Genomic DNA, 21,170 nt, shown 5'->3' with positions numbered 1-21,170 from the left:
TTCCATGCTTCACCCCCCGTCACGCTGGCGGCTTGACATCACGATTGGGAAGTTCCTTCTGGTGGTGCGGGTGGTGCAGGAGCCGGTGGCGGCAGCGCGCCGCCCGTACGTGGGCAATGAGCGGATCGCGGGCGATCGTGCACCTGCCACTGCTGTCGGGAAGTGGGCCGGGGAGAACACCCCCGCCTCTGACGAGGAGCTCTATGGCACTCCCGGGCGAGCCGGTTTGCCGAAGGCCGCCCTGGTGCCCTGAGCCAAGCGGGAGCGTACAGGCGCCGATGCGAGATCGGGCAGGGGGAAGCGACGGCGAAGGGCCGGCGTCCTGCGAAGCCGGCCCGGCCAGATCCGGCCGGTCCGCTGCTTTGGCCGGCCGGAACTCACAACTCCCCGTTCCGGCCGCCTGGAGCCTGACCTGACTTCATGATGAAGACCGGCCGAGTCGACGGCCGGGAACATGGTGTCCTTGCCGTGCGCCCGGCGGACCAGGGCGTCGTCCGGCCAACTCCTCCTCGCCGATTCCGAAGAACGGGCGGAGCGCCCCCTGCACAGACGCCTGCTCGGCCGCCGCAACCGGCGCCCATCAGCGCCTCTGCTGCTAAGCCTCCTTTACGTCTCCATTTACGTCTCCAATTACGTCTCCGTCTACCGCGATCCCGCGGGGGCGGGGGCGGGGGCGGGGGCGGGGATAGCCTTCAGAAGTCACGGGCGTCGGGATACAGGGAGCGATCTTGAAATACCGCATATCAACCCGGGCCTCGGCCCGGCGCCAGGGGAAGTACGGCGTGGACGCACCGTACGTTCCGGCCGGCTACGGCGCTGCGGGTATCGTGCTGCTGGTCTGGGGCGTCGTCTCGCTGGCCCTGGACAAGGCCGTCGCGGCACGTTCGGCGCTCCTACTGGGCTGCCTGGCGCTCATCGCCGCGGGCCTGTACATGTACGCCACCCGGCGCGGCAAGTTCGTGGTCTGGGAGAAGCTCCTCGACGATCTGGCACTGCGCGGTGACGAGAGCATCCTCGACCTGGGCTGCGGCCGGGGCGCCGTGCTCCTGGCGGCTGCCCGCCGCCTGCCCGAAGGCCGGGCGCACGGCGTCGACCTGTGGCGCAGTCAGGACCAGAGCGGCAACGAGCCCGCCGTCACCGAGCGCAACGCACAGGCGGAAGGCGTGGCCGACCGCATCGAGCTTCACACGGGCGACATGACCCAACTCCCTTTCCAGGACGGCACGTTCCACGCCGTGGTCAGCAGCCTGGCGATCCACAACATCTCCGACTCCGCCGGCCGCACGGCGGCAATCGAGGAGGCGGTACGCGTGCTCGGACCCGGCGGCCGGCTCGTCGTCGCCGATATCCGCAACACCCGCCAGTACCGTGCCGATCTGCAACGGCTCGGTCTGCACGACATCACGCACCGCGGTGTGGGACCACGGATGTGGTGGACCGGCCCCTGGATGCCGACCACGGTCGTGACCGGCACCAAGCCGAGCTGACCCACCACCAGCGGTCGTGACGGTTCCGTACATTGCGGCGGGTTTGCACCGGCCTGCCTGCCGAAGCCGACCGGTCGGCGGATACGGTGCAGATGTGCAGATCAACGGGGCGGGAGGACCGCCGGGGACAGTGCTGCTACTGGCAGCCGCCCCGGCGGGCAAAGGCAGGTTCGCCGATGCGAGCGGCGTGATACCCATGCTCGCCGCCGTGCCCCCGGCCGCGTGGGCGGGCACGACGACCGCCACGCTCATCGAACTGGCCGACCCCGTCGACCCTCAGGCCGTCCTCACCCACCTGCGAGGTGCCGCCGCCGCGGAGGGCCCGCTGACCGTCGTGATCGCGGGCCAGCTGCAACTCGACCGCAAACAGCGCGCCGTCCACCTGGCCCTCGCCCGCACCACGCCCTCCACGGTGCGCTATACCGCCCTCCCGTGGGCCTGGCTCGTCCAGGAGCTGCGACAGCGCCGCCCCGGCACCGTCACCACGTTGTACGTGGACCTGGTCGCCGATGCCGATGTCTGGCAGCTGCTCGGGGAGGGACAGCCGCTCGCCCTCCCCGGCGGCACCCGCGTCTACGGCGTCATCGCCCCGCCCCCGCCCCGTCGGCGGAACGCCCAGCCCCATTACATGCAGGCCGTGGCCCAGATCCTGCGCGCCGGGCAGCGCTCCGGCCCCGCCGAGCTGCACCGCGAGGCCCTCCGCTGCGCAGAGGTCGCCGAGGCCGCACTCGTCCTCGACGCCGGGCCCGCGCCCGTCAATCCCCTTGTGCCGCCCGGGAATCCGGCCCCTGCGGCCCCCGAGGTATCCGCGGTCCCCGCCCCGGTGTCCCCACCGCCGGCACAACAGGCCATCTCGCCCGTCCACGTGCCCAGCGGGGCCATGGTCCCGGTCGACGACGACCCGCACGAACGCATTGCCGCCCTCTCGAAGGCCGGCCGGCACCGCGAAGCTGCCGACCTGGCAGCCGCCGCCGAACGGCGCGCGGTGCAGACGTACGGGGAGACCACGTTCGCCGCGGTCCACTGGGTCGAGGTCCGGGCGTTCCTCGCGCTGGTCGCCCAGGATCCGCGCCTCAGCTGCCAATTGTGGCTCCAGGCCGCCGAGGCCCGCCTCGACGTCCTCCAGCAGACCCCCACCGCGCAAGACGTCGAGACCGCCGTCGACGGAGCCCACCACCAGTGGATGCAACTGCGCGACCCCGTCGCCGCCCGCGCGCTCGCACCCCAACTTCTCGCCCTGCGCAGCCGGGTGCCGGGGCGACGACGCACCGCCACCGAATCCATCCAGAAGATTTTGGACCGGCTCGACAGCCTCCCCGGAGCCTGACGGAAGGGCCTGGACCCAGGCCCGTACCGCGACCTCACAGGGGCGAACCGGCACGACAGTCGGGGCCCCGATCCCTCAGCGGAGCAGGTCGCGGCAGGTACCGGCACATCAGTTTGATTCAACTGCCCATGAACTCAAGGAAGTTGAACGTCTGTCCGACTTCTGTTTTTCGTACATGAGTACATTCCGGTGGTATATGCAGTAGGGCTACCCAGCGGTCTTGAAAGGGCTATGCTCCCTGTTGCGCAGCGAGTTGTGGCGACTACAGATGGTCGTCGCCTGCTGATGCGGTGCCGCCGACTGCACGAGGTTCTGGGTGTCCTGGGGACAGGCTTCCATGTGGGTGGAACACCACCGCGACCGCGCCGCGGCAAGCGCCGTGAGTGTGATCCGGTGGCTGTTGAGCCTGTTCACCCGGCCCCGCGCGATGGTGTGCGCCCACATCACGCCGGACAGTTGGTCCGGCATTTATCACGCTCTTAGGATGCCGATGGCTCGTGCTGGCTCGTCACCCGGAGGCTGGCGGTCTACGCCAACTCCCTTGTGGATATTCCCTCCTGCCCTGGTGGCCGCGTGTGCCGCCGCTGTCGTGTCGCTGGCGCCGTCGAGCGCCGTCGCACCGGTTGCCCTCTGCGGCGCGGCATCGACCGCGACCGTGGCCCTCGTGGCCGGGGAGACGGTGCGCAGGGGGCGCAAGATCACCGAACTGCGCAGGCAGCATGCCGAACAAGAAGCGCAGCAACGTCAGTACCTGGCCAACCAGGAGATCGAGACGGTACGGCTCGCCAAGGAGCTGCTGCCGGTCCTGGTCGCGCGGCTCCAGCGAGGCGAGTTCGGCGAGGAGGTGCTGCGCGACGTCGACTACGGCTCCAGGGTCAGCCCCGAGTTCGCCGCAGCGCACGAGGCCGTGCTGCGCTCGGTGGTCGAAGCGGTGGAGGCGGAGGAGGGCCTGCGCGACTCGGCCCAGCGGGCCTTCGTCAACATCGCGCGCCGCGTGCAGGCCATCGTCCACCAACAGGCGCAGGACCTGCGGGAGATGGAGGACAAGCACGGCAAGTTGCCGGATGTCTTCGGGGATCTGCTCCACCTCGACCATGCCACCGCGCTCGTCGGGCGCCTCGCCGACAGCATCGCCGTACTCGGCGGGGCCCGCCCGGGGCGCCAGTGGCAGCAGAACGTACCGCTGTTCAACGTGCTGCGCGGCGCGATGTCGCGGATCATCGACTACCAGCGGGTCGATCTCCACTCGGTGGCCGAGATCGCCATCGTCGGGCCCGCGGTCGAACCGCTGATCCACGCCCTGGCCGAGCTGCTCGACAACGCCACCCGCTACTCGCCGCCGCAGACGCGGGTCCATCTCACGGCGATCGAGGTGCAGTCCGGCGTCGCGGTCGAGATCGAGGACGCCGGGGTCGGCCTCACCGACGAAGCACGCCACCGCGCCGAGCGCGTGCTGGCGCAGGCATCGGCCGGACTGGACCTCGACGACCTGGGTGAAACTCCCCGTCTCGGCCTGGCAGTTGTCGGCCGCCTCGCCCAGGCCAACAACTTCTCGGTCTCGCTCCGCCCTTCCGCATACGGCGGGGTGCGGGCGGTCCTGACGGTTCCCCAGGAAGCGACCACCGCGACTCCCACCCCCGGCGGGCAGATCGCCCGGGCGGCCACCCTGCCGCCGCCCAGGCCGCGGATCAGGCCGCTGGCCACGCCCACGCCCCAGGAGATCGAGGAGGCGGAAGCGGCGGCAGCACCCGAGGCCGGTGTCAACGGCCTGCCGCAGCGCCGGCGGCGGCGCATCGCGGGTGCTCCGGTGGCTCCCCGGGCCAGATCGGCTCCCGCGGAATCCGGACCCGCGTCCGGGGGCCGGACGTCGGCCGAACCCCCCGCACAGCCGGGCATGTGGCTGGCCGCCTTCCAGAACGCAGTTTCCGGAGAGGCGCCCTCGGCCAGCCACGACCGCCCGAACAGCGATGAGTCTCCAGGAAAGGATGAATGAGCACGTGACGCAGCAGCGGCTCAATATGGACTGGATGCTCAAAGACCTGGCGTCCAGCGTTCCGTTCACCCGCCACGTCGTGGTGTTGTCCGCGGATGGCCTGTGCATGGCCAAGTACGGTACCGACACAGACACTTCTGATCGCCTGGCCGCGGCCTGCGCCGGACTCCAGAGCCTGTCAGGGGCTGTGGCCGCCGAGTTCCCGGACGGTGACGGGACCATGAGACTCGTCGTGATCGAGGTCGGCGGGGGCTTCTTCTACCTGATGGCGGCCGGCGCCAGAGCCTATCTCGCGGTGCTGGCCGACGACGGGGTGGACGCCGGGCTCATGGGGCAGCGCATGCGGGATCTGGTGGCGAGGATCGGTCAGCACCTCACCAGTCCGCCGCGTGCCGACGGGCAGGTCACATGAGCGACGGTCCCCAACACGAAGGACGAAAAGAGTGGGAGGAAGGCGGCCCCGAGCGGCTCTACGTCGTCACGGCGGGCCGGAGCCGCCCCGCCGAGCAGGCCGCACTGGACCTGGTCACGTTGATCGTGTCCCGCAGCGCGCCCGCCTCGGGCATGCAACCCGAACACGTCGCGATCATACGCATGTGCAATTACCCACTGTCCGTCGCCGAGATCTCCGCCTACCTGCACCTGCCGGCCAGCACGGTGACGGTGCTCCTCGCGGATCTCGTCGAAGGCGGCCACGTCGAGGCCCGGGCCCCGATCCCGGCCGCAGCCTTGCCCGATGTCGAACTCCTGGAGGCGGTGATGCATGGACTGCAACGTCTCTGAGGCCCTTGTAGGGCCCCGGATCGAGGACCAGTTGCCCGCCTCGGCTGCTGCTGCCGTCAAGGTGGTGATCGTTGGCGGCTTCGGGGTCGGAAAGACCACGATGGTCGGATCGGTGAGCGAGATCCGGCCGTTGACCACCGAAGAGATGATGACCAAGGCCGGCGCCGATGTGGACGACATCGCCGGGGTGGAACGCAAGACCGCGACCACCGTGGCGATGGACTTCGGCAGGATCAGCCTCAACGAACAACTGGTGCTGTATTTGTTCGGCACGCCCGGACAGGAGCGCTTCTGGTTCCTGTGGGACGGGCTCTTCGAGGGCGCGCTCGGCGCGGTGGTCCTGGTCGACACCCGTCGGCTGGAAGTCAGCTTCGACGTCATCGGCCGCCTGGAGGACCGCGGCGTGCCGTTCGTCATCGCCATAAACGCCTTTCCCGACGCGCCGGTCTACCCCATCTCCGACCTCCGCTCGGCGCTGGACCTGTCCGCGACCGTCCCCATCTTCGACTGCGACGCCCGCAACCGCTCCTCCTCCCGTGATGCGCTGTTGACGCTCATGCGCTACCTGCACTCCCTCACAACCGCAACCCCGGAGCCACAGTGACGCCCCCTTCCCCCGACCTCTCCGACCACGACTCGACACTTGCCCCGCCGCCGGGGTGCCCGGCCCATGCCCGTCGGGCCGCGGGCGGATCGACGCGCTTGTACGGGCCCGAGTACGAAGCCGATCCGATGCGCGTGTTCGAGCAGCTGCGCGCGAAGCACGGTGCGGTGGCCCCGGTTCTCCTCACCGGAGACCTGCCGGGCTGGCTGGTTCTCGGCTACCGCGAGATCCTGGAGGTGCTGCGGACGCCGGGCCGGTTCTCCCACGACTCGCGGATCTGGAACGAGTTGAAGCAGGGCAGAGTCCCCCAGGACTCACCGGTGCTGCCGGTGATCGCCTGGCGGCCGGACTGCCTGTCCGCCGACGGAGAGGAACACCGGCGGCTGCGCGACGCGATCAACGAGAGCATGGGGCGCTTCGACCGGCGGGGGATCCGCCGCTACGTCACCCGCTTCACCCACCAGCTGATCGACGCCTTCGCCGCTGACGGTCAGGCGGAGCTGGTGACGCAGTTCGCGCAGCAACTGCCCATGATCGTCCTCACGCAGATGCTGGGGATGCCGGAGGAGTACGGCCCGCGCATCGTGGAGGCCGCGACCGAGCTGGTCAAGGGCTCCGAGAAGGCGGTCGCCAGCCACCAGTACATCATGGAGGTGCTGAGGGAGCTCGTGGCGCGCAAACACACCGCGCCCGGTCCCGACCTCGCGTCGTGGCTCATCGACCACCCCGCCAAGCTGAGCGACGAGGAGGTGGTCAACCACCTGTGGCTGGTCCTCATCGCCGCCAATGAGAACACCACCAGCCTGATGGCGAGCACCCTGCGGATGGTGCTGACCGACCAACGCTTCCGCGCCTCGCTGACGGGTGGCCACATGACGCTGCCCGACGCGGTGGAGCAGGTGCTGTGGGACGAGCCGCCGACCACCGTGGTCCCCGCCCGGTGGGCCACGTGTGACACCAAGCTCGCCGGCCGTTCCATCCAGGCCGGCGACATGCTCGTGCTCGGTGTGGCCGGCGGGAACGTCGACTCGGCGGTCCGCCCCGATCTCAACACTCCGATGCACGGCAATCGTTCCCACCTCGCGTTCGGTGGCGGGCCGCACGAGTGCCCTGGCCGGGATGTGGCGCGCGCCATCGCCGACACGGCCGTCGACGCCCTGCTCATGAGGCTGCCCGACATCCAACTGTCGGTCCTCGAAAGTGAGTTGCTCTGGCGGTCCAGCACCTGGACCCGCCATCTGGTGGCGCTGCCCGTGCAGTTCGCTCCGCGCCGGGTCGACCCCGTCCCGGCCGCCCGTCGCCCGCGGGACACCGCAGCACGGCCCGCGCCGCAATCGGCTCCCGCGGAGGCGGCCGGATCCACACAGTCGCCGCCCGTCCACGCGGGCGGGCCCCGGCGGTCCTGGTGGCAGTCGGTGAAGCGGCGGTTGCTGCGACGGTAGCCGGGCCGTTTGCGGTCGTACCCGGTGCGGTCGCCGGTTCAGGGAGCGGTACAGCCCCCTGAACCGGCGAGTCGGCCACGGCAGCCGCCGGTCAGACCACGGAGACCCGGTCCTCTATGCGCGGGGACTCCCTGACGTACTGGACGCCGGTCCGGTCGTAACGGCCGGTGGCCCGGCCCCAGTCGTAGTTGCCGCGCATGCAGACGCGGTTGGCCTCCACGAAGCGGGCCGCACTCTCGCGCTCCCGAAGGGGGAGCTCCAGCGCTCGGCACAACCGGCCCACTTCGAGGCTGAGCAGCTGGAACCGGCTGATGCGCTGTCGCGTCATCTCCTGCACCGCGTCGATGGCCTCGCCCAACTTGTAGTGGTGCTCGCGGAGGAGAAGCAGGATGATGTTGTTGGGCTCGCCGTTGGCCTCGTCCTTCTCCAGGGAGCTGAGGTCGTTCGCGAGGATGACGACCTCGCAGGTGAGGTCGCGTAGTTGGCGCATGCAGGTGCTCTCGTGCAGAGCGGCGGGCGCTTCGAAGTGGCCGCATCGTTCTGTGGTGTCCAGGACGGGTTGGGCGCCGATCGCGTGGCGTCGCAGCCTCAGGTACCCGTCGACGTCAAGCACCGTGCCCGACTTCCGGTTGACCGCTTCGGCCGCGTAGGACAGGAAGTACTCCGCCCAGTGGCGTGCGGTGCGCGCCTTCCACGCGTCGGACATCCCCTCCTGGGCGCGGGTCCAGTGGTCGAGCCAGACGTGGGCGAGGGGAAAGGTCGGCTGCACCAGCCTGGAGTCGGGACTGCGGTGGGCGAGCGCCGCCATCTCGTGACAGATCGCGTACGTGCTGACCGGGTCCGTGCCGAGGTGACCGTCGAACAGGTCGTCGAAGAAAAAGAAGAAGCTCTGTCCCTGGACGCCCAGCACCAGGTCGTCACCGACGGCGTCCGGGTAGAACCGCGCGGCGAGGTCGGCCAGGTTCCAGCCGAGGTACCTGGCCTGGTTCTCGGCGCTGGTGAGCAGGCCGGTGGATGTCAGCCACTCGAGGTTGCGGGCCCGGGCCGTCTCCAGGTCCGGGCTGATACGTGGGGCGAAGGGGATGTCGAGTTCGATGTGCTGCACGGGCGTCCTCCGAGGGTGTCCTGCGTTGCGGGGCTCCTCATGCCGGAAACACTCGAATGTGCGGGGCGGATCGCGAAGTCCCCCGCGCGCACGGCGCGTTCGTCGGTGCCGACATGACAGAGCTCCTTGCTGACGTTGCAGAGCGTCTGGCGCACGCGCCTCCTGCTCTGGGCACGCCGGGGCGCGTATCGGCTGCAGGTTCCAGCCTTTTACCTCATTGGAACAAAAATTGTTCATGACTGTACCGGCGTGCAGGGGATGTAACCAGGCGCACGGACACGCCCTTCACCCCTGCCACTGTGCGACGTCCCGTGGTATGCGCACGAGGTGCTGTCCCGTCGCAACAGCCCGGTGGGAGCTGAGCGTTGTCCGACTCGGGAGACGCGGGGGAGGGCGGGAAGCAGCGCCGGCAGAGCCGTGACGGCGCGGAACCGCCGGTCCGGTGGGGGCCGGTGAGCGCCGGGAGCTGTCGCCGAGGCGGTGTCGTGGAGCAGCCCGTCCGCGCCCCAGGAGCAGCCGATCGCCTGCCGCCGGCGGTACGTCGCCGTCGCCTCACACCCGCCCATGCGCCCGCTGTGCCCGGCGGGAGAGGGAGTCGATGACCACCGCGACCAGCAGTACGCTGCCGGTGATCATGAACTGGACGGCGGGCTGGACGCCCATCAGTGCCACACCGGAGGCGATCGACTGGATGACCAGCACGCCCAGGAGCGCCGACCAGGTGCGGCCCCGGCCGCCGAAGAGGCTGGTGCCGCCGATGACCGCGGCGGCGATGGCGTTCATCAGCAGATTGCCCGCGCCGGACGTCTGGGTGGCCGAGGTGACGCGGGAGGCCAGGAACAGACCGCCGATGGCGGCCATCGTTCCCGAGACCATGAAGACGGAGATCCGCACCAGGTCCACGTTGAGGCCGGTACGGCGGGCGGCCTCGACGCTGCCGCCGACGGCGAAGAGCATTCGTCCGTAGCGGGTGCGGAGCAGAACGTGGTCGAGCCCGACGAGGAAGACGAGGAAGATCAGCAGGGCCAGCGGCAGCCCCTCGAACTGGTTGAGGACATAGGCCGCGGCCAGTGAGATCACCGCGATGACGCCGGTGCGCAGGATGATCTCGCGCTGCGACCGGGTGGGCACCCCGGCGGACCGCCGGCGCCGTACGTCGCGGTAGGACGCCAGGAAGTAGCCGGCGGTGCCGAGCGCTGCCAGGCCGTACGCGACGGCGACATGGGTGAAGTAGAAGCCGGTCAGCATGGCGACCAGGCCCTTGTCGTCGAGGTTGATGGTGCCGCTCGCGCCCAGCAGGGAGAGCATCAGACCGTTCCAGCCCAGCAGGCCGGCGAGGGTGACCACGAAGGCGGGCACCCCGACCTTGGCGAAGAAGAACCCGTGGATCGCTCCGATCGCGGTGCCGGCGAGCACCGTGAGCAGCAGTGCCAGACCTTCCGGCACGCCCTCGTTCACGTTCAGCACCGCGAACGCAGCCGCCGCCAGGCCGCTCACCGAGCCGACCGACAGGTCGATCTCACCGAGCAGCAGCACGAAGACGACGCCCGTCGAGATCATGCCGATACCGACGATGTCCACGCTCAGGGCGGACAGATTGCGCGGGGAGAGGAAGTGCCCGTTGAGGCTCTGGAAGATGATCCACACCACCACCAGGCCCAGGACGACGGGGACCGCGCCGAGTTCGCCGCTGTGGAATCTGCGGGCGAGCGCCCGGAGCGGGTTCTGCGCGCCCTGCCCGGACGGGGGCCGGCGGTCCGGGCCGCCCGTCCGGTTCCGGCGCAGCGGAAGCGGCAGGGGCCATGGACGGCTCATCGCTCCACCTCCCAGCCCGGTGCCTTGCGGCGCGTCACCGCGTTGTCGGTGGCCCCGGTGATGGAGGAGATGATCTGTTCCTGGGACGTGGTCATGACGTTGAAGAACCCGTTGTTGCGGCCCAGCCGCAGCACCGCGATCCAGTCCGCGACGGCCTTGACGTCCCCCAGGTTGTGGCTGATCAGCAGCACCCCGAGGCCGCGCTCGCGCAGCTGGTCCACGAGGTCGAGGACCTGGGCGGTCTGCTCGATGCCCAGGGACGCGGTGGGCTCGTCCAGCAGTACCAGCCGGGGCTCGCCCAGCAGCGAGCGGGCGATCGCGACGGTCTGCCGCTGGCCGCCGGACAGCGAGGCGACCGGAAGGCGCACGCTGGGCATCCGGATGGCGAGGGTGTCGAGCAGTTCCAGGGTGTGGCGCTCCATCTCCACCTCGTCCAGCACGCCGGCCCGGCAGATCTCCCGGCCGAGGAAGAGGTTGCCGACCACATCGAGGTTGTCGCACAGCGCGAGGTCCTGGTAGACGGTGGCGATGCCCAGTGCCTGGGCCTCGTGCGGCCTGGTGATCTGGACCGGCCGGCCGTCCCACTCGATGACGCCCGCATCGGCCGCGTCGACCCCGGCGATCACCTTGATCAGCGTGGACTTCCCCGCGCCGTTGTCCCCCACGAGCGCGACGACCTCCCCGGCGCGGATCTCCAGTTCGACGTCCGCGAGGGCCTGGACGGCGCCGAATCGCTTGAAGATCCCGCGCAGCGCCAGCAGTTGGGGTGCTGCCATGGGTGCCTGCCTTACCTGGTGAGACCCGCCTTCGCGCAGGCGGCTGCGTACTTGGGGGTGCAGATCTGATCGACGGTGTACATCCCGTCCCTGACGACGGTGGCCTTGATGTCATGGACGGTCACCGCCACCGGGGTGAGCAGCACGGCCGGGATGCGGTGGGTGGTGGGGCTGTCGACACGGTGGGAGACGATGCCGTCGAGACTCCGGCCGCGAGCCAGCGCGACGGCCAGGGCGGCGGCGGTGTCGGCCTCGGGCGCAAAGGGCTTGAGGACGGTCATGTACTGCTCGCCGCTGACCAGCCGCTGGATGGCGGGGAGCTCGGCGTCCTGGCCGGTGATCGGGGGCAGCGGACTGACCTTCGCGGCCTTGAAGGCGGCGATGATGCCCGAGGCGAGGCCGTCGTTGGCGGAGTAGACGCCGTCGATCTGCTCGGGGCCGAGGGCCGAGATGGCGGCGGCCATATTGCTGTTGGCCGCCTCGGGCCGCCAGCCGGCGGTGTTGTACGCCTTCGCGATCTGCACCCTGCCCTGGAGCACGGACAGTGCACCCCGTTTGAACCAGGCGGAGTTGGGGTCGGTGGCCGCGCCGTTCATCATGACGATCCGGCCGCCGTGCGCCTTGGCGCCGAGCGCCGTCAGCAGCGCCTCGCCCTGGAGCCGGCCGACCTGCGCGCCGTCGAAGGAGACATACGCGGATATCGGCCCTTCCACGAGGCGGTCGTAGGCGACGATCCGGATGCCGGCCCGGCGCGCGTTCACGACCGGGGCGCGCAGCGACTTGGTGTCGACGGCGTCGAGGATCAGCACGTCCACCTGCTTGGTGATCATCGCGTCCATCTGCTGCTGCTGGGTGGCCACCTCGTGCTGCGCACTGACGGTCTCCACCTGGCACTCCCGGCACAGCTGGTGGATCCTCTTCTCGATCATGGGCTTGTCGAAGTGGTAGAAGCGCGAGGTGTTGTCGGGGAGCAGCACACCGATCCGCGGCGGCTCACCGGAGGTCCCGACCGGCGCATGCACCCCGGGGGCCTCGCCGCAGGCCACCGGGACCGCCGCCAGGCACAGTCCGGCCAGGGCGGCGACGGCAGCGCGCCGGCGCGTTCGCTCCATGGGAACCTCCTCACGCTCCCGTTCCGTCGATCCGTTCGCCCGGGAACAGGCAGATCTCGCTCCACACCTGCTTGCCACCGCTCAGCGGCACCGAGCCCCAGGACTCCGACATCGCCTCGACCAGCAGCAGCCCCCGGCCACCGGTCGCCTCCCAGTTCACGCTGACCGGCTTGACGGGGGCTCGGGGTGACGCGTCGTTCACCGCGATCCGCAGCCGGCCGGCGACCAGCGTCAGATCCAGCTGGACCTCGCCCTGGGTGTGCGCGATGGCGTTGGTGACCAGCTCGGAGACCACCAGCAGCGCCACGTCCAGCTCCTCCGTCACGCCCCAGGTGCGCAGCGTGCGCCCGGTGAAGCGGCGGGCGTGCATGACGGCGTCGGGGAGCCGCCACACCGCCCAGCGGGCCCGGGTCGGGCGGACCCGCATCCCGTCGTAGCGCAGGACCAGCACCGCCACGTCGTCATCGCGCCGCCTGCCGCCGCCCACCAGCTCGTCGGCGAGCCGCCCGGCATCGGCGGGGTCGGCCGCACCGAGGACCTCACGGACCCGGTGGAGCCCCTCCTCCAAGGGGAGGTCGGCCGACTCGGCCAGGCCGTCGGTGAGCAGCACCAGTACCGTGCCGGGAGCCAGCCCGACCTCCGTCAACGGGAATTCGCCCTCCTCGGACACGCCCAGCGGCGGCCCGCCCTCGACCGACAACTCCTCCGTACTGCCGTCCGGGTACCGCACCAGCGGCGGCAGATGCCCGGCCCGTACGAACCAGGCGATGCCCTCCTCCATGTCCAGGTCCACGTAGCAGCAGGTGGCGAAGAGGTCGGTCTCCATGCCGAGGAGCAGCCGGTTGGCGTGCGCGATCACCACATCGGGCGGATGGCCCTCCACCGCGTAGGCCCTGATGGCCGTCCGCATCTGGCCCATGATCGTCGCGGCGCCCGCGCTGTGCCCCTCCACATCGCCGATGACCAGTGCCACATGGCCGTCGGAGAGCGGAATCACGTCGTACCAGTCGCCGCCCAGCTCCAGCCCCATCGTGGCGGGCAGATAGCGGACCTCGGCCTCCCCGCCGGCCAGCTCCGGCAACTTGCGGGGCAGCAGGCTGCGCTGGAGCATCGTGCCGAGCTCGTGCCAGGCGTCCTGCGCATGGGCACGCACCAGGGCCTGCCCCACCAGGCCGGCGGTCGCCGTCAGCAGCGACCGCTCCTCCGGCCCGAACCGGTGCTCCGTGTTCCACCCGATCAGGCAGACCCCCACGATCCGGCCCTCGGCGGGCAGCGGCAGGATGGCGAGGCCGCCGGGGCCGATGCCCGCCAGGCCCGGTTCGAGGTCCGCGCCGGGGGGCCACACGGCCACGTGCCCGCCCCGGAGCACGCCCTCCAGCGTGGGCAGTGCGTGGGACGAGGTGTCCGGCCACTCGGACCGCCATTCGGACTGCCAGGACGCGGGCCACGACTCGGGCGACGGCGGGTCGAGAACGGTCACCACCAGCCGGTCCGCCTCCAGTTCCGCCACCGCGATCCGGTCGGCGGACAGCGGCGCGCGGAGCGTTGCGACCACGGCCCGGCTGACGTCGCGGATGGTGGTGGCGCCGGCCAGCGCGGCCGACAGCCGCTGCACGATGGAGACCTCGTCGGCGCTGGGCCGCAGATACGAGGCGTCCGCGACGACTCCCAGCATCCGCTCCGGCCTGTCGTCCGCCCCGATCAGCACCCGGCAGCGCAGACTCAGCCAGCGCAGCTCACCGTTGGGCCGGCGGATACGGAACGACAGCTGCTGCCCGGCGACCGTCGCCCCGCCCGGCTCCACGATCGCCAACAGCGCCGGCACGTCGTCCGGGGCGGTCCGCTCCAGCAGGGTCTCCACCCGCCGGTCGAAGTCCTGCGGGGCGATGCCGAACAGTTCCAGCACCTGGGCGTCCGCGTCCATCCGCCCGGTGTGCAGCATCAGGCTGAACGCGCCGCCGCGGAGCGTGTCCAGGCCCGGACCGAGCAGCGAACGGCGCTCCGTCCGTGCCATCGTCCGGGCCGCGACAGCATCCAGCCCCGCGGCCACCTGGTCGGCGTGCAGCTCCAGCAGATGGCGGCGGTCGGCGTCGAAGGCGTTCACCGCCTGGTCCACCACGACCAGGCAGCCCAGCCGTCGGGCGCCCCCGCCCAGCGGCAGTATCCCGGCCGAGCCCGTGGCCGGCGGCGCTCCGGCACGGCGCACTTCGCTGTCGCGGCCCGGGGGAGGGGCGCCCCCGTGCTCGGCGAGATCCGCCGCGCTCGGCCACTGGGGGAGGCCGGTCAGGAAGGCCCGGGTGACCGGGGAGTCACCGGACAGCGGGTAGCTCGTCGGCAGACTGAAAGGGACCCCGGAGCCACCGACCATCTCGGCCAGCTGGAGATCGTCGTGTCCTTCGGCCAGCACGTAGACGGCGGTCAGCTCAGCCCCGGAAGCCCCAAGGACCCGCGCGGTCACTTCCTGCACCGCCTCCGTACGGGGGAAGCCGTCGTCGTAAGCCACGGTCGCCGTATCCGCCCTCGGGGCCAGGGCCGCCGCCCTGCCACCGCCTCATCGGATACTTCGCCACTTACCGCCCTTACTCCATGGTGCGGCATGGACGGAGACCGTAGCCAGTCGGTGAACGGAACACGCACGACCACGGTGCGTGACCGGCGCATCCGCGTCTGGTCGAGCGCCGCGGGGCCCGCCCCGCTGCCCGTCGTTCACCGTCGGTCACGCCGGGACCGCTTCGGTCGGCCTCGTCCTCCCCTTCCTCTCAGGCGGGCCCGGAACGCGTCGGATCATCGATATCCACCGTGATCGCCACACCGGACGTCGAACGGAATTCGGCGGTCGTTCCTGACAGGCGGATGTCGCAGAAGGGGTTCGACACCTGGAAGAAGATCACCCAGACCAGCGTGAGATCGGCATGCAGCCTCGCGAAGAACCCGTTCGACCCCGTGGCCCCGTCCCCTCCCCAGAGGACCCCGCCGTCCCCCAGGGGGACCGTTCGCAGCCCATCGACCCGGGTCGTCCAGTCCGGGTCCTCCGCCAGAACCTCTTCGAGGTCGAACTGCTCCTGGACCCGCATCCCACTCGGCACATCAGGGTCGATCTCCACCTCGAATGACCGTCCGTCAGCGAAGTGCAGCGCATCCAGGATCGGCAACCGGTAGTCCGCCCAGAGGCGTTGAATCGCGGTCAATTCTTCCTGCGTCCCCATTGCGTTCCTTCCTCCGTAGAGGAGCCGACCGGATCCGACCGCCCGCGCGGAGAACAAGCGCATCGCGGACGCACGCCTCGCCCTGCCCGGACGGCCGGCCCAGGGCGACGGCATCGTGCCGGCCCCCGGCCCCCGGCCCGCAGGCCGGCGGACCGTCGCCGTGTTCACGTCTTCACCACGAGTGACCGCGGTGTCCGAATAGCGGGCGTTCACGTCACTCACGCAACGTGCCTCCGCAGACTCGTCTGGCTCATCGATCGTCTCAAGTAATGAACAGGCACGACCATGACTCGGAGTATGACCCGGTCCCCCCAGGGCACCCCGGAGGCCGTGCAGGACGCTGCGCCCGCCTTGTCGCACGGCCTCAAGCAGCGCCATCTCTCGATGATCGCGCTCGGCGGGGTCATCGGCGCAGGGCTCTTCGTAGGTTCCGGGGTCGGCATCGCCGCAGCAGGGCCGGCCATCGTCCTCCTCTTCGCGGGTACCGGCGCGCTGGTCATGCTGATCATGCGGATGCTCGGCGAGATGTCCGCGGCCCGGCCGTCCACCGGTTCGTTCTCGGTGCATTCCGAGCAGGAGCTCGGCTCCTGGGCGGGGGCCACCTCGGGCTGGATGTACTGGCTGATGCTCTGCGCCGGCGTGGCTGCCGAGGCCACCGCGGCGGGCGCCATCATGCACACCTGGGTGCCGTTCCTCCCCGCGTACGGCTGGGTGGCGGTCTTCATGGTGTTCTTCTGCGCCAGCAACCTGACCGCGGTGAAGAACTTCGGCGAGTTCGAGTTCTGGTTCGCCACCATCAAGGTCACCGTGATCGTCGCCTTCCTGGTGCTCGGCGTGCTCGGCATCCTCGGTGTGTTCGGCAGCGCACCCGGCACCCACCACCTCACCGGCCACGGCGGCTTCTTCCCGACCGGCGCCGCCGGACTCGCCGCCGGACTGCTGACCACCATCTCCGGGTTCGCCGGTCTGGAGACCGTCACCATCGCGGCGGCGGAGTCCGACCGGCCGAGCCACAACGTGGCCCGCGCCGTCCGCACCGCCGTCTGGCGCATCGCCGTCTTCTACATCGGCTCGATGGCCGTGGTCGTCACCTTGGTGCCGTGGAACGACCCGAAGGTCGCCACCGACGGCCCGTACGTCACCGTGCTCGACAGGCTCGGCATCCCGGCAGCCGGCACGATCATGCAGGTCGTCGTGCTGGTGGCACTGCTCTCCGCGATGAACGCCAACATCTACGGCTCGTCGCGCATGGCGTACTCCCTCGTCACCCGGGGGTTGGGCCCGCGCTTCCTGAGCAAGGTCACCAGGGGCATCCCGGCAGCGGCGGTGCTGGCATCCTGCGCGTTCGGCTTCGCCGCCGTGATCGCCGGAATCGTCTGGCCGACCACCGTCTTCACCTGGCTGCTGAACATCGCCGGCTGCTCGGTGCTGGTCGTCTGGTCCATCGTCTGCCTCACCCAGCTGAAGATGCGCCGCCGCCTGGAGCGCGAGGCACCGGAACTGCTCTCGGTGCGGATGTGGGGCTTCCCCTATCTGACGTGGCTGGCGCTGGCCGCCATCCTCGGCGTCTTCGCCGTCATGGCCACCACCTCGGACGGACTCCACCAGCTCGCCGGCACCGCCGTCGTGGTGGCGGCGCTGGCCGGCGCGGGCCACCTCAAGGGACGCCGCGACCGGCGGACCGACCTCACCCCGCAGCCGTAATCACCCACCCGTAGTAACCCAGCCACCGTCGCGATTCCGCCGTCGGTGCCCGGAAGACAGCATTCCGGCGGTGTTCCCGCCGGAATGCTGTCGCACCGCGCACGGGTATCCACGGCCCGGATCCTCGCGGTCACCGACCTCACCCGGCGGTGGCCAGGTGCCCCCGCCACCATTCCACCGTCGCCTTGACCTGCTCGTCGACGGGTGTGGCCCGTACCGCGAACTCGGCTTCGTACGCGCCCGACTCCGCGACAAACGGACGGTCGAACTGGTAGCGGATCTCCTTCAGTTCGCGAATCAGCGGGGAGAAGACCGCAGCGATCCCCAGCACGGCCGGCGACAGCCCGCGCACCGCGACCGGCCCGGTCCCCGCCTGAGCGGCAAGCCGGCCGACCATCTCCCGGGTGGACAGCGCGGGCTCCGTCGGAACGTGCCAGGCCCGCCCCCAGGCCCGTTCCTCGCCCGCCACCTCGACCAGGGCCCTGGCCACATCGGGGAGATAGCTCCAGCTGTGCGGGGCGTCCGGATCCCCGAGCGCGGAGACCGGCTTCCCGCGCAGCAACCGCGGCATGACCCGCGCGGCCAGGTGACCGCCGTCGGTCACCCCGGGCCCGAAGAAGTCCGAGGCCCGCACCTCGACCGCCTTGATACGACCCTGCTCGTGCAGTTCCTGCGCCTGCTCCCAAGCGGTGGCGCGCACCCGCCCCTTGGGGCCGGTCGCCGCGAGCGGCAGCTCCTCGGTCATGGGACCGTCCACCGGACCGTAGCCGTAGAGGTTGCCCAGCATGGCCAGGGTGGCCCCGGTCGCCTCGGCCGCCGCACAGACCGACGAGGCCAGCGGTGGCCATTCACTCGCCCAGCGATGGTAGGGCGGTGCGGCACAGCTGTAGATCGCGGCTGCGCCCTGCGCGACCTCGCTCAGTCGCGCGCTGTCCGTCGCGTCCAACGCGACATGCTCGATGCCGGGCTCCGGGCTTCGGCCGGACTTGGTGACGACCCGCACCGCATGACCCTCTTCGGCCAGCAGCCGAGCGGTGCCCGCCCCGGCGGGCCCGAACCCAATGACGACATGAAGATCCATCCGGGCACACTAGCGCGAGGTCAGGTTGCCCTTGTCGTCCATGAGCCGGATGGGGGCACCGCGCTGGCAAGCGACGCGGACCGGGCCTGTCTCCGGCCCGCCCCGCGCGCTGTCAGGACCCCGAATGCCGAAATGGGCCCGGCGCCGGGCTCGCGGCTCGGCTACCAAGACCCATTTCGGTGACAAGGGTGAGGCGACTGCCCGATCCCTACATGCCGCAGTTGCCCATGCCGGTGACCTGACCGCCGGCGTTGCCCTCGCCGTTGAGCGCGTTGCCCAGCAGGCCGTTGAGGATGCCGACCTCACCGAGGACGTCGACGTTGATCTCGTGGTTGCGGCACCCTCCGCCGTGGCCCCCTGAGGGCTGGGCGGACGCCGTACCGGCGCCGAAGAATCCGACGCTGCCAATGACGGCGGCCACAGCAGCGGCCTTGTGAAGCTTGCGCATTTTTCTCCTCCTTGGGTGGTTCAGAGCTAGGCATCAAAAGATCCACTTCGCGCTGTTATAGGAGGTTAATCACATAATCGTCATATCGCCCACCGATGCCGCCATCCGAGGCTGGAGGCCCGGCCGCCCCCGCTGGCACGGCGCACCGAATCCGGCCTTCGGCACGTCAGGATCCACGCAGGTCACACCCGTTGCCGGGCGGCATACGGCGCCCGGGCGCCGCCGTCCAATCGACGATCACCGTGTGCCCACGGGGGGTCATCCGACCGCGGCAACCATCCCTGCGGCGCCGTGCATGCCGTCGGCCGCCTCGCGCGGACGGCACCCCCGTCACCCGCCCGTCACCCGCTGCGGGCGAACCGCTAGGGGTAGCCGTCCACCTGTTCGAGACCACGGCCGAGCCGCAGCCCACCGGGAGGGAGGAGGCGCCCCTCAGCGCCGCCGCATACGACGTACAGCTGGAGGGGTCCATGCGCTCCGAGCGAGCCAGGGCATGGTGTCAGGCCCTCCGAGCTCACCAGGTCTACGTATGGGCGACCTGCGAGCCGACGGCGGATGCCTTCACTCGGGTAACGGATTCAGGGCGGTCGACCCCAGCCGCTCACGGTGGCGAAGGTCCCCCATCACAACGAACACGACCGTCGGCCATACGTCGATGCCGACATCCGCGGTGAGTTGGGCGGAGCCGTCGGCACGGGGCCGGACAGGGCGCCGGCGGCCTCGCATGACCACGTTCTCTCCACCGGGAGAACGCGGCGGTCGGCGCGCCATGGGTCCTTCCGGTCGGCCGTCTTCTCTTCCTGGCACGAGGGCGCCGCCTCCTCGGGCGCGCTGTACCAGACGTGTGGCGGGCCGGGTTTGCGCTCCCACCACCCAGGAAAGTCCCCACGTTCAAAACGAAGTTGACGGAAGGTCAAAAAATCCCACGGTGGAACCGTCAACCATCGAGACCGCCCCCACGGTGCTTGACGGCCGGGAGTCCGCCTCCCCGCGGGTCATCAAAGCTGCGGCGAACGGCGGCACTCTGACTGCCGCCCGCGCACGTTTCTGCCCGCCCGGGCGTCGTACCAACACCCGGGCAACCACCCGGAACTCAGGCCGAGATCACGGCCTGTTGGGAAAGCCAGGACGCCGGGCACTCCAAATGATTCATGCTGCTCGGCAAATGGGTGACCGTTCATGGGTTCCCGTGACCGGGTCCGGTGAATTGCCGTTCCTCGCTGGGAGAGGACAGTGAATGGGCCTGAGGGCCGCCGGCCGGCAGGGTCTTCGTTGCTGGCTTCGGGCGGTCCGCGGCGACGATACCGGCATGTTGTCCCACGTGAATCGGAGGAGAGGCGATGGGGTGCGCCGTCGGCTTCGGGAAGCGTTGGCGAGCGTCGCGGTGGGTGTTGTCGCGGCCCTGCGGGAGGCTTCCGCCGTGATTTTGCATGGGGTGCGCCGGGTGTGAAGCCCAGGACTACCTCTGTTCGCGCACTCAAGACAGCGATAAATAATCAGTTTTCCATACAAGCAATGAAGGGCCGAAGGTTCCATGCGCAAGCTTCAGCAGATCGCGCTCATCGTCGCAGCGGCCGGCGGTCTGTCCACCATCGGTGCCGGCGCGAGTTCCGCCGACGCTCCTGTCGGGTACAACGGCGCCGTCCCGCCCACTGCTCCGCAGAACGAAGGCCCCCAGGCCGCCTCCTGGACGGCCGCCGGAGCCACGTCGCACACTTACGGCTCGCACGGCGGTCCGCAGCAGGCCGCCCCCCAGGCCGCCGCTCCGCCGCAGGCCGGCCCGCAGGTCAATCCGCAGCTCAATCCGCAGCTCAACCCGCAGCTCTCCCCGCAGGTCGCGCAGGTCCTGCCGCACGCCGCCGGCCAGCGGGAACAGAACAACCTCTTCCGCCCGTTCCAGGAGTGCAGCCCGCAGTCGCTGCTCGACGCCAATGTCCCGATCGGCCTGCTGGCTACGCCGGAGACCCACGGCTTCAGCTGCACCCAGGCCAACAACCAGGCCAACGCCTTCGCCACGGCCAGGTAGGGGCGACTGCGTTCGCCTGCCGTACTCGCTGCGGGCCCTTCGAGGGGATTCCTCGGAGGGCCCGTTCGTGCGTCGTGAGCCAGTGGGTGCTGCGCGATTAGTTGAAAACGGCAGCTCACCACGGGGATCCGCGCTGTTCCCGCTGGTTCATCCCTGAACTACGTGGGTTCCGGGGCAACTTCCAACTTCTTGATTTCGCGATCCGGCGCGTCGCTCAAAACCGGTGGATATTTCGTATTAGCCTCCCTGATTGTACGAAGT

At 70.2% G+C, this 21,170-nt stretch carries 18 protein-coding genes; 10 read left to right on the top strand and 8 right to left on the bottom strand.

The annotated features are described in order from the left end of the window. The 8 genes from IEZ17_RS42080 to IEZ17_RS07400 form a co-directional block, all read left to right on the top strand. Positions 1–253, top strand: a 253-nt coding sequence (locus IEZ17_RS42080) for a hypothetical protein (protein WP_229851990.1), incomplete at its 5' end; no start/stop codon positions are given. 529 nt (positions 254–782) lie between these two features. Then, the gene (locus IEZ17_RS07430) at positions 783–1,487 is read left to right on the top strand and encodes a class I SAM-dependent methyltransferase (RefSeq protein WP_229851988.1); all 705 of its coding nucleotides are present in this window, start codon (positions 783–785) and stop codon (positions 1,485–1,487) included. A gap of 94 nt (positions 1,488–1,581) precedes the next feature. Further along, positions 1,582–2,814, top strand: a complete 1,233-nt coding sequence (locus tag IEZ17_RS07425; RefSeq protein WP_189297625.1) for a hypothetical protein — start codon at positions 1,582–1,584, stop codon at positions 2,812–2,814. A 490-nt stretch (positions 2,815–3,304) separates the two neighbouring features. Beyond that, positions 3,305–4,807 (top strand): sensor histidine kinase, encoded by a 1,503-nt coding sequence (locus IEZ17_RS07420; RefSeq protein ID WP_189297702.1) that lies wholly within the window; start codon positions 3,305–3,307, stop codon positions 4,805–4,807. Between the two features lie 4 nt (positions 4,808–4,811). Then, a complete protein-coding gene (locus IEZ17_RS07415) occupies positions 4,812–5,219 on the top strand; it encodes a roadblock/LC7 domain-containing protein (RefSeq protein WP_189297624.1) in 408 nt (135 codons plus the stop codon). Further along, positions 5,216–5,590 (top strand): DUF742 domain-containing protein, encoded by a 375-nt coding sequence (locus IEZ17_RS07410; RefSeq protein ID WP_189297623.1) that lies wholly within the window; start codon positions 5,216–5,218, stop codon positions 5,588–5,590. Before IEZ17_RS07415 ends, IEZ17_RS07410 begins: the two co-directional genes overlap by 4 nt. Next, entirely contained in the window at positions 5,571–6,194 is a 624-nt protein-coding gene (locus IEZ17_RS07405) for a GTP-binding protein (protein WP_189297622.1), read from the top strand. The genes IEZ17_RS07410 and IEZ17_RS07405 overlap by 20 nt, the downstream gene beginning before the upstream one ends. A 128-nt stretch (positions 6,195–6,322) precedes the next feature. Next, entirely contained in the window at positions 6,323–7,636 is a 1,314-nt protein-coding gene (locus tag IEZ17_RS07400) for a cytochrome P450 (RefSeq protein ID WP_229851986.1), read from the top strand. Between the two features lie 91 nt (positions 7,637–7,727). Here IEZ17_RS07400 and IEZ17_RS07395 read toward each other — a convergent pair whose 3' ends face one another. The 6 genes from IEZ17_RS07395 to IEZ17_RS07370 all read right to left on the bottom strand — a co-directional run bounded on the left by IEZ17_RS07395 (position 7,728) and on the right by IEZ17_RS07370 (position 15,650). Beyond that, entirely contained in the window at positions 7,728–8,741 is a 1,014-nt protein-coding gene (locus IEZ17_RS07395) for a terpene synthase family protein (RefSeq protein ID WP_189297619.1), read from the bottom strand. A 552-nt stretch (positions 8,742–9,293) separates the two neighbouring features. Further along, complete coding sequence (locus IEZ17_RS07390; RefSeq protein ID WP_189297617.1) at positions 9,294–10,556, bottom strand: sugar ABC transporter permease; 1,263 nt, start codon at positions 10,554–10,556, stop codon at positions 9,294–9,296. Continuing rightward, a complete protein-coding gene (locus tag IEZ17_RS07385) occupies positions 10,553–11,332 on the bottom strand; it encodes an ATP-binding cassette domain-containing protein (RefSeq protein ID WP_189297615.1) in 780 nt (259 codons plus the stop codon). The genes IEZ17_RS07390 and IEZ17_RS07385 overlap by 4 nt, the downstream gene beginning before the upstream one ends. Before the next feature lie 11 nt (positions 11,333–11,343). After that, a complete protein-coding gene (locus IEZ17_RS07380; protein ID WP_189297613.1) occupies positions 11,344–12,444 on the bottom strand; it encodes a sugar ABC transporter substrate-binding protein in 1,101 nt (366 codons plus the stop codon). Positions 12,445–12,454: 10 nt separating this feature from the next. Then, on the bottom strand, positions 12,455–14,947 hold the full coding sequence (locus IEZ17_RS07375; protein WP_189297611.1) for a SpoIIE family protein phosphatase: 2,493 nt from the start codon (positions 14,945–14,947) through the stop codon (positions 12,455–12,457). A gap of 256 nt (positions 14,948–15,203) precedes the next feature. Continuing rightward, the gene (locus IEZ17_RS07370) at positions 15,204–15,650 is read right to left on the bottom strand and encodes a hypothetical protein (RefSeq protein ID WP_229851985.1); all 447 of its coding nucleotides are present in this window, start codon (positions 15,648–15,650) and stop codon (positions 15,204–15,206) included. A gap of 285 nt (positions 15,651–15,935) precedes the next feature. On the opposite strand from IEZ17_RS07370, the gene IEZ17_RS07365 reads away from it, so the two are divergent. After that, a complete protein-coding gene (locus IEZ17_RS07365; RefSeq protein ID WP_189297609.1) occupies positions 15,936–17,354 on the top strand; it encodes an amino acid permease in 1,419 nt (472 codons plus the stop codon). Positions 17,355–17,493: 139 nt separating this feature from the next. Here IEZ17_RS07365 and IEZ17_RS07360 read toward each other — a convergent pair whose 3' ends face one another. Together IEZ17_RS07360 and IEZ17_RS07355 are read right to left on the bottom strand one after the other, a co-directional pair. Then, positions 17,494–18,435 carry an NAD-dependent epimerase/dehydratase family protein gene (locus tag IEZ17_RS07360; protein WP_189297607.1) on the bottom strand — a complete coding sequence of 314 codons (942 nt, stop codon included), beginning with the start codon at positions 18,433–18,435 and terminating at the stop codon, positions 17,494–17,496. Positions 18,436–18,643: 208 nt separating this feature from the next. Then, positions 18,644–18,883 carry a hypothetical protein gene (locus IEZ17_RS07355; protein ID WP_189297605.1) on the bottom strand — a complete coding sequence of 80 codons (240 nt, stop codon included), beginning with the start codon at positions 18,881–18,883 and terminating at the stop codon, positions 18,644–18,646. 1,534 nt (positions 18,884–20,417) lie between these two features. Between IEZ17_RS07355 and IEZ17_RS07350 the strand changes: the two genes are divergently transcribed. Continuing rightward, positions 20,418–20,909, top strand: coding sequence for a hypothetical protein (locus IEZ17_RS07350; protein ID WP_189297603.1), 492 nt, complete (start codon positions 20,418–20,420; stop codon positions 20,907–20,909). Positions 20,910–21,170: the final 261 nt, after the last annotated feature.

Source organism: Streptomyces albospinus, assembly GCF_014648695.1.
Classification (GTDB): Bacteria; Actinomycetota; Actinomycetes; order Streptomycetales; family Streptomycetaceae; genus Streptomyces; species Streptomyces albospinus.
Note: the sequence above shows the minus strand (reverse complement) of the source record. Positions and strands in the feature narration are given on the sequence as shown.

Excerpts from the sequence above, each read along its gene's own strand:
- IEZ17_RS07370 (WP_229851985.1), bottom strand. The coding sequence starts at position 15,650 with ATGGGGACGCAGGAAGAATTGACCGCGATTCAACGCCTCTGGGCGGAC.
- IEZ17_RS07385 (WP_189297615.1), bottom strand. The coding sequence starts at position 11,332 with ATGGCAGCACCCCAACTGCTGGCGCTGCGCGGGATCTTCAAGCGATTC.
- IEZ17_RS07350 (WP_189297603.1), top strand. The coding sequence starts at position 20,418 with ATGCGCAAGCTTCAGCAGATCGCGCTCATCGTCGCAGCGGCCGGCGGT.
- IEZ17_RS07355 (WP_189297605.1), bottom strand. The coding sequence starts at position 18,883 with ATGCGCAAGCTTCACAAGGCCGCTGCTGTGGCCGCCGTCATTGGCAGC.
- IEZ17_RS07390 (WP_189297617.1), bottom strand. The coding sequence starts at position 10,556 with ATGAGCCGTCCATGGCCCCTGCCGCTTCCGCTGCGCCGGAACCGGACG.
- IEZ17_RS07365 (WP_189297609.1), top strand. The coding sequence starts at position 15,936 with ATGACTCGGAGTATGACCCGGTCCCCCCAGGGCACCCCGGAGGCCGTG.
- IEZ17_RS07400 (WP_229851986.1), top strand. The coding sequence starts at position 6,323 with ATGCGCGTGTTCGAGCAGCTGCGCGCGAAGCACGGTGCGGTGGCCCCG.
- IEZ17_RS07380 (WP_189297613.1), bottom strand. The coding sequence starts at position 12,444 with ATGGAGCGAACGCGCCGGCGCGCTGCCGTCGCCGCCCTGGCCGGACTG.
- IEZ17_RS07360 (WP_189297607.1), bottom strand. The coding sequence starts at position 18,435 with ATGGATCTTCATGTCGTCATTGGGTTCGGGCCCGCCGGGGCGGGCACC.
- IEZ17_RS07420 (WP_189297702.1), top strand. The coding sequence starts at position 3,305 with ATGGCTCGTGCTGGCTCGTCACCCGGAGGCTGGCGGTCTACGCCAACT.
- IEZ17_RS07410 (WP_189297623.1), top strand. The coding sequence starts at position 5,216 with ATGAGCGACGGTCCCCAACACGAAGGACGAAAAGAGTGGGAGGAAGGC.
- IEZ17_RS07405 (WP_189297622.1), top strand. The coding sequence starts at position 5,571 with ATGGACTGCAACGTCTCTGAGGCCCTTGTAGGGCCCCGGATCGAGGAC.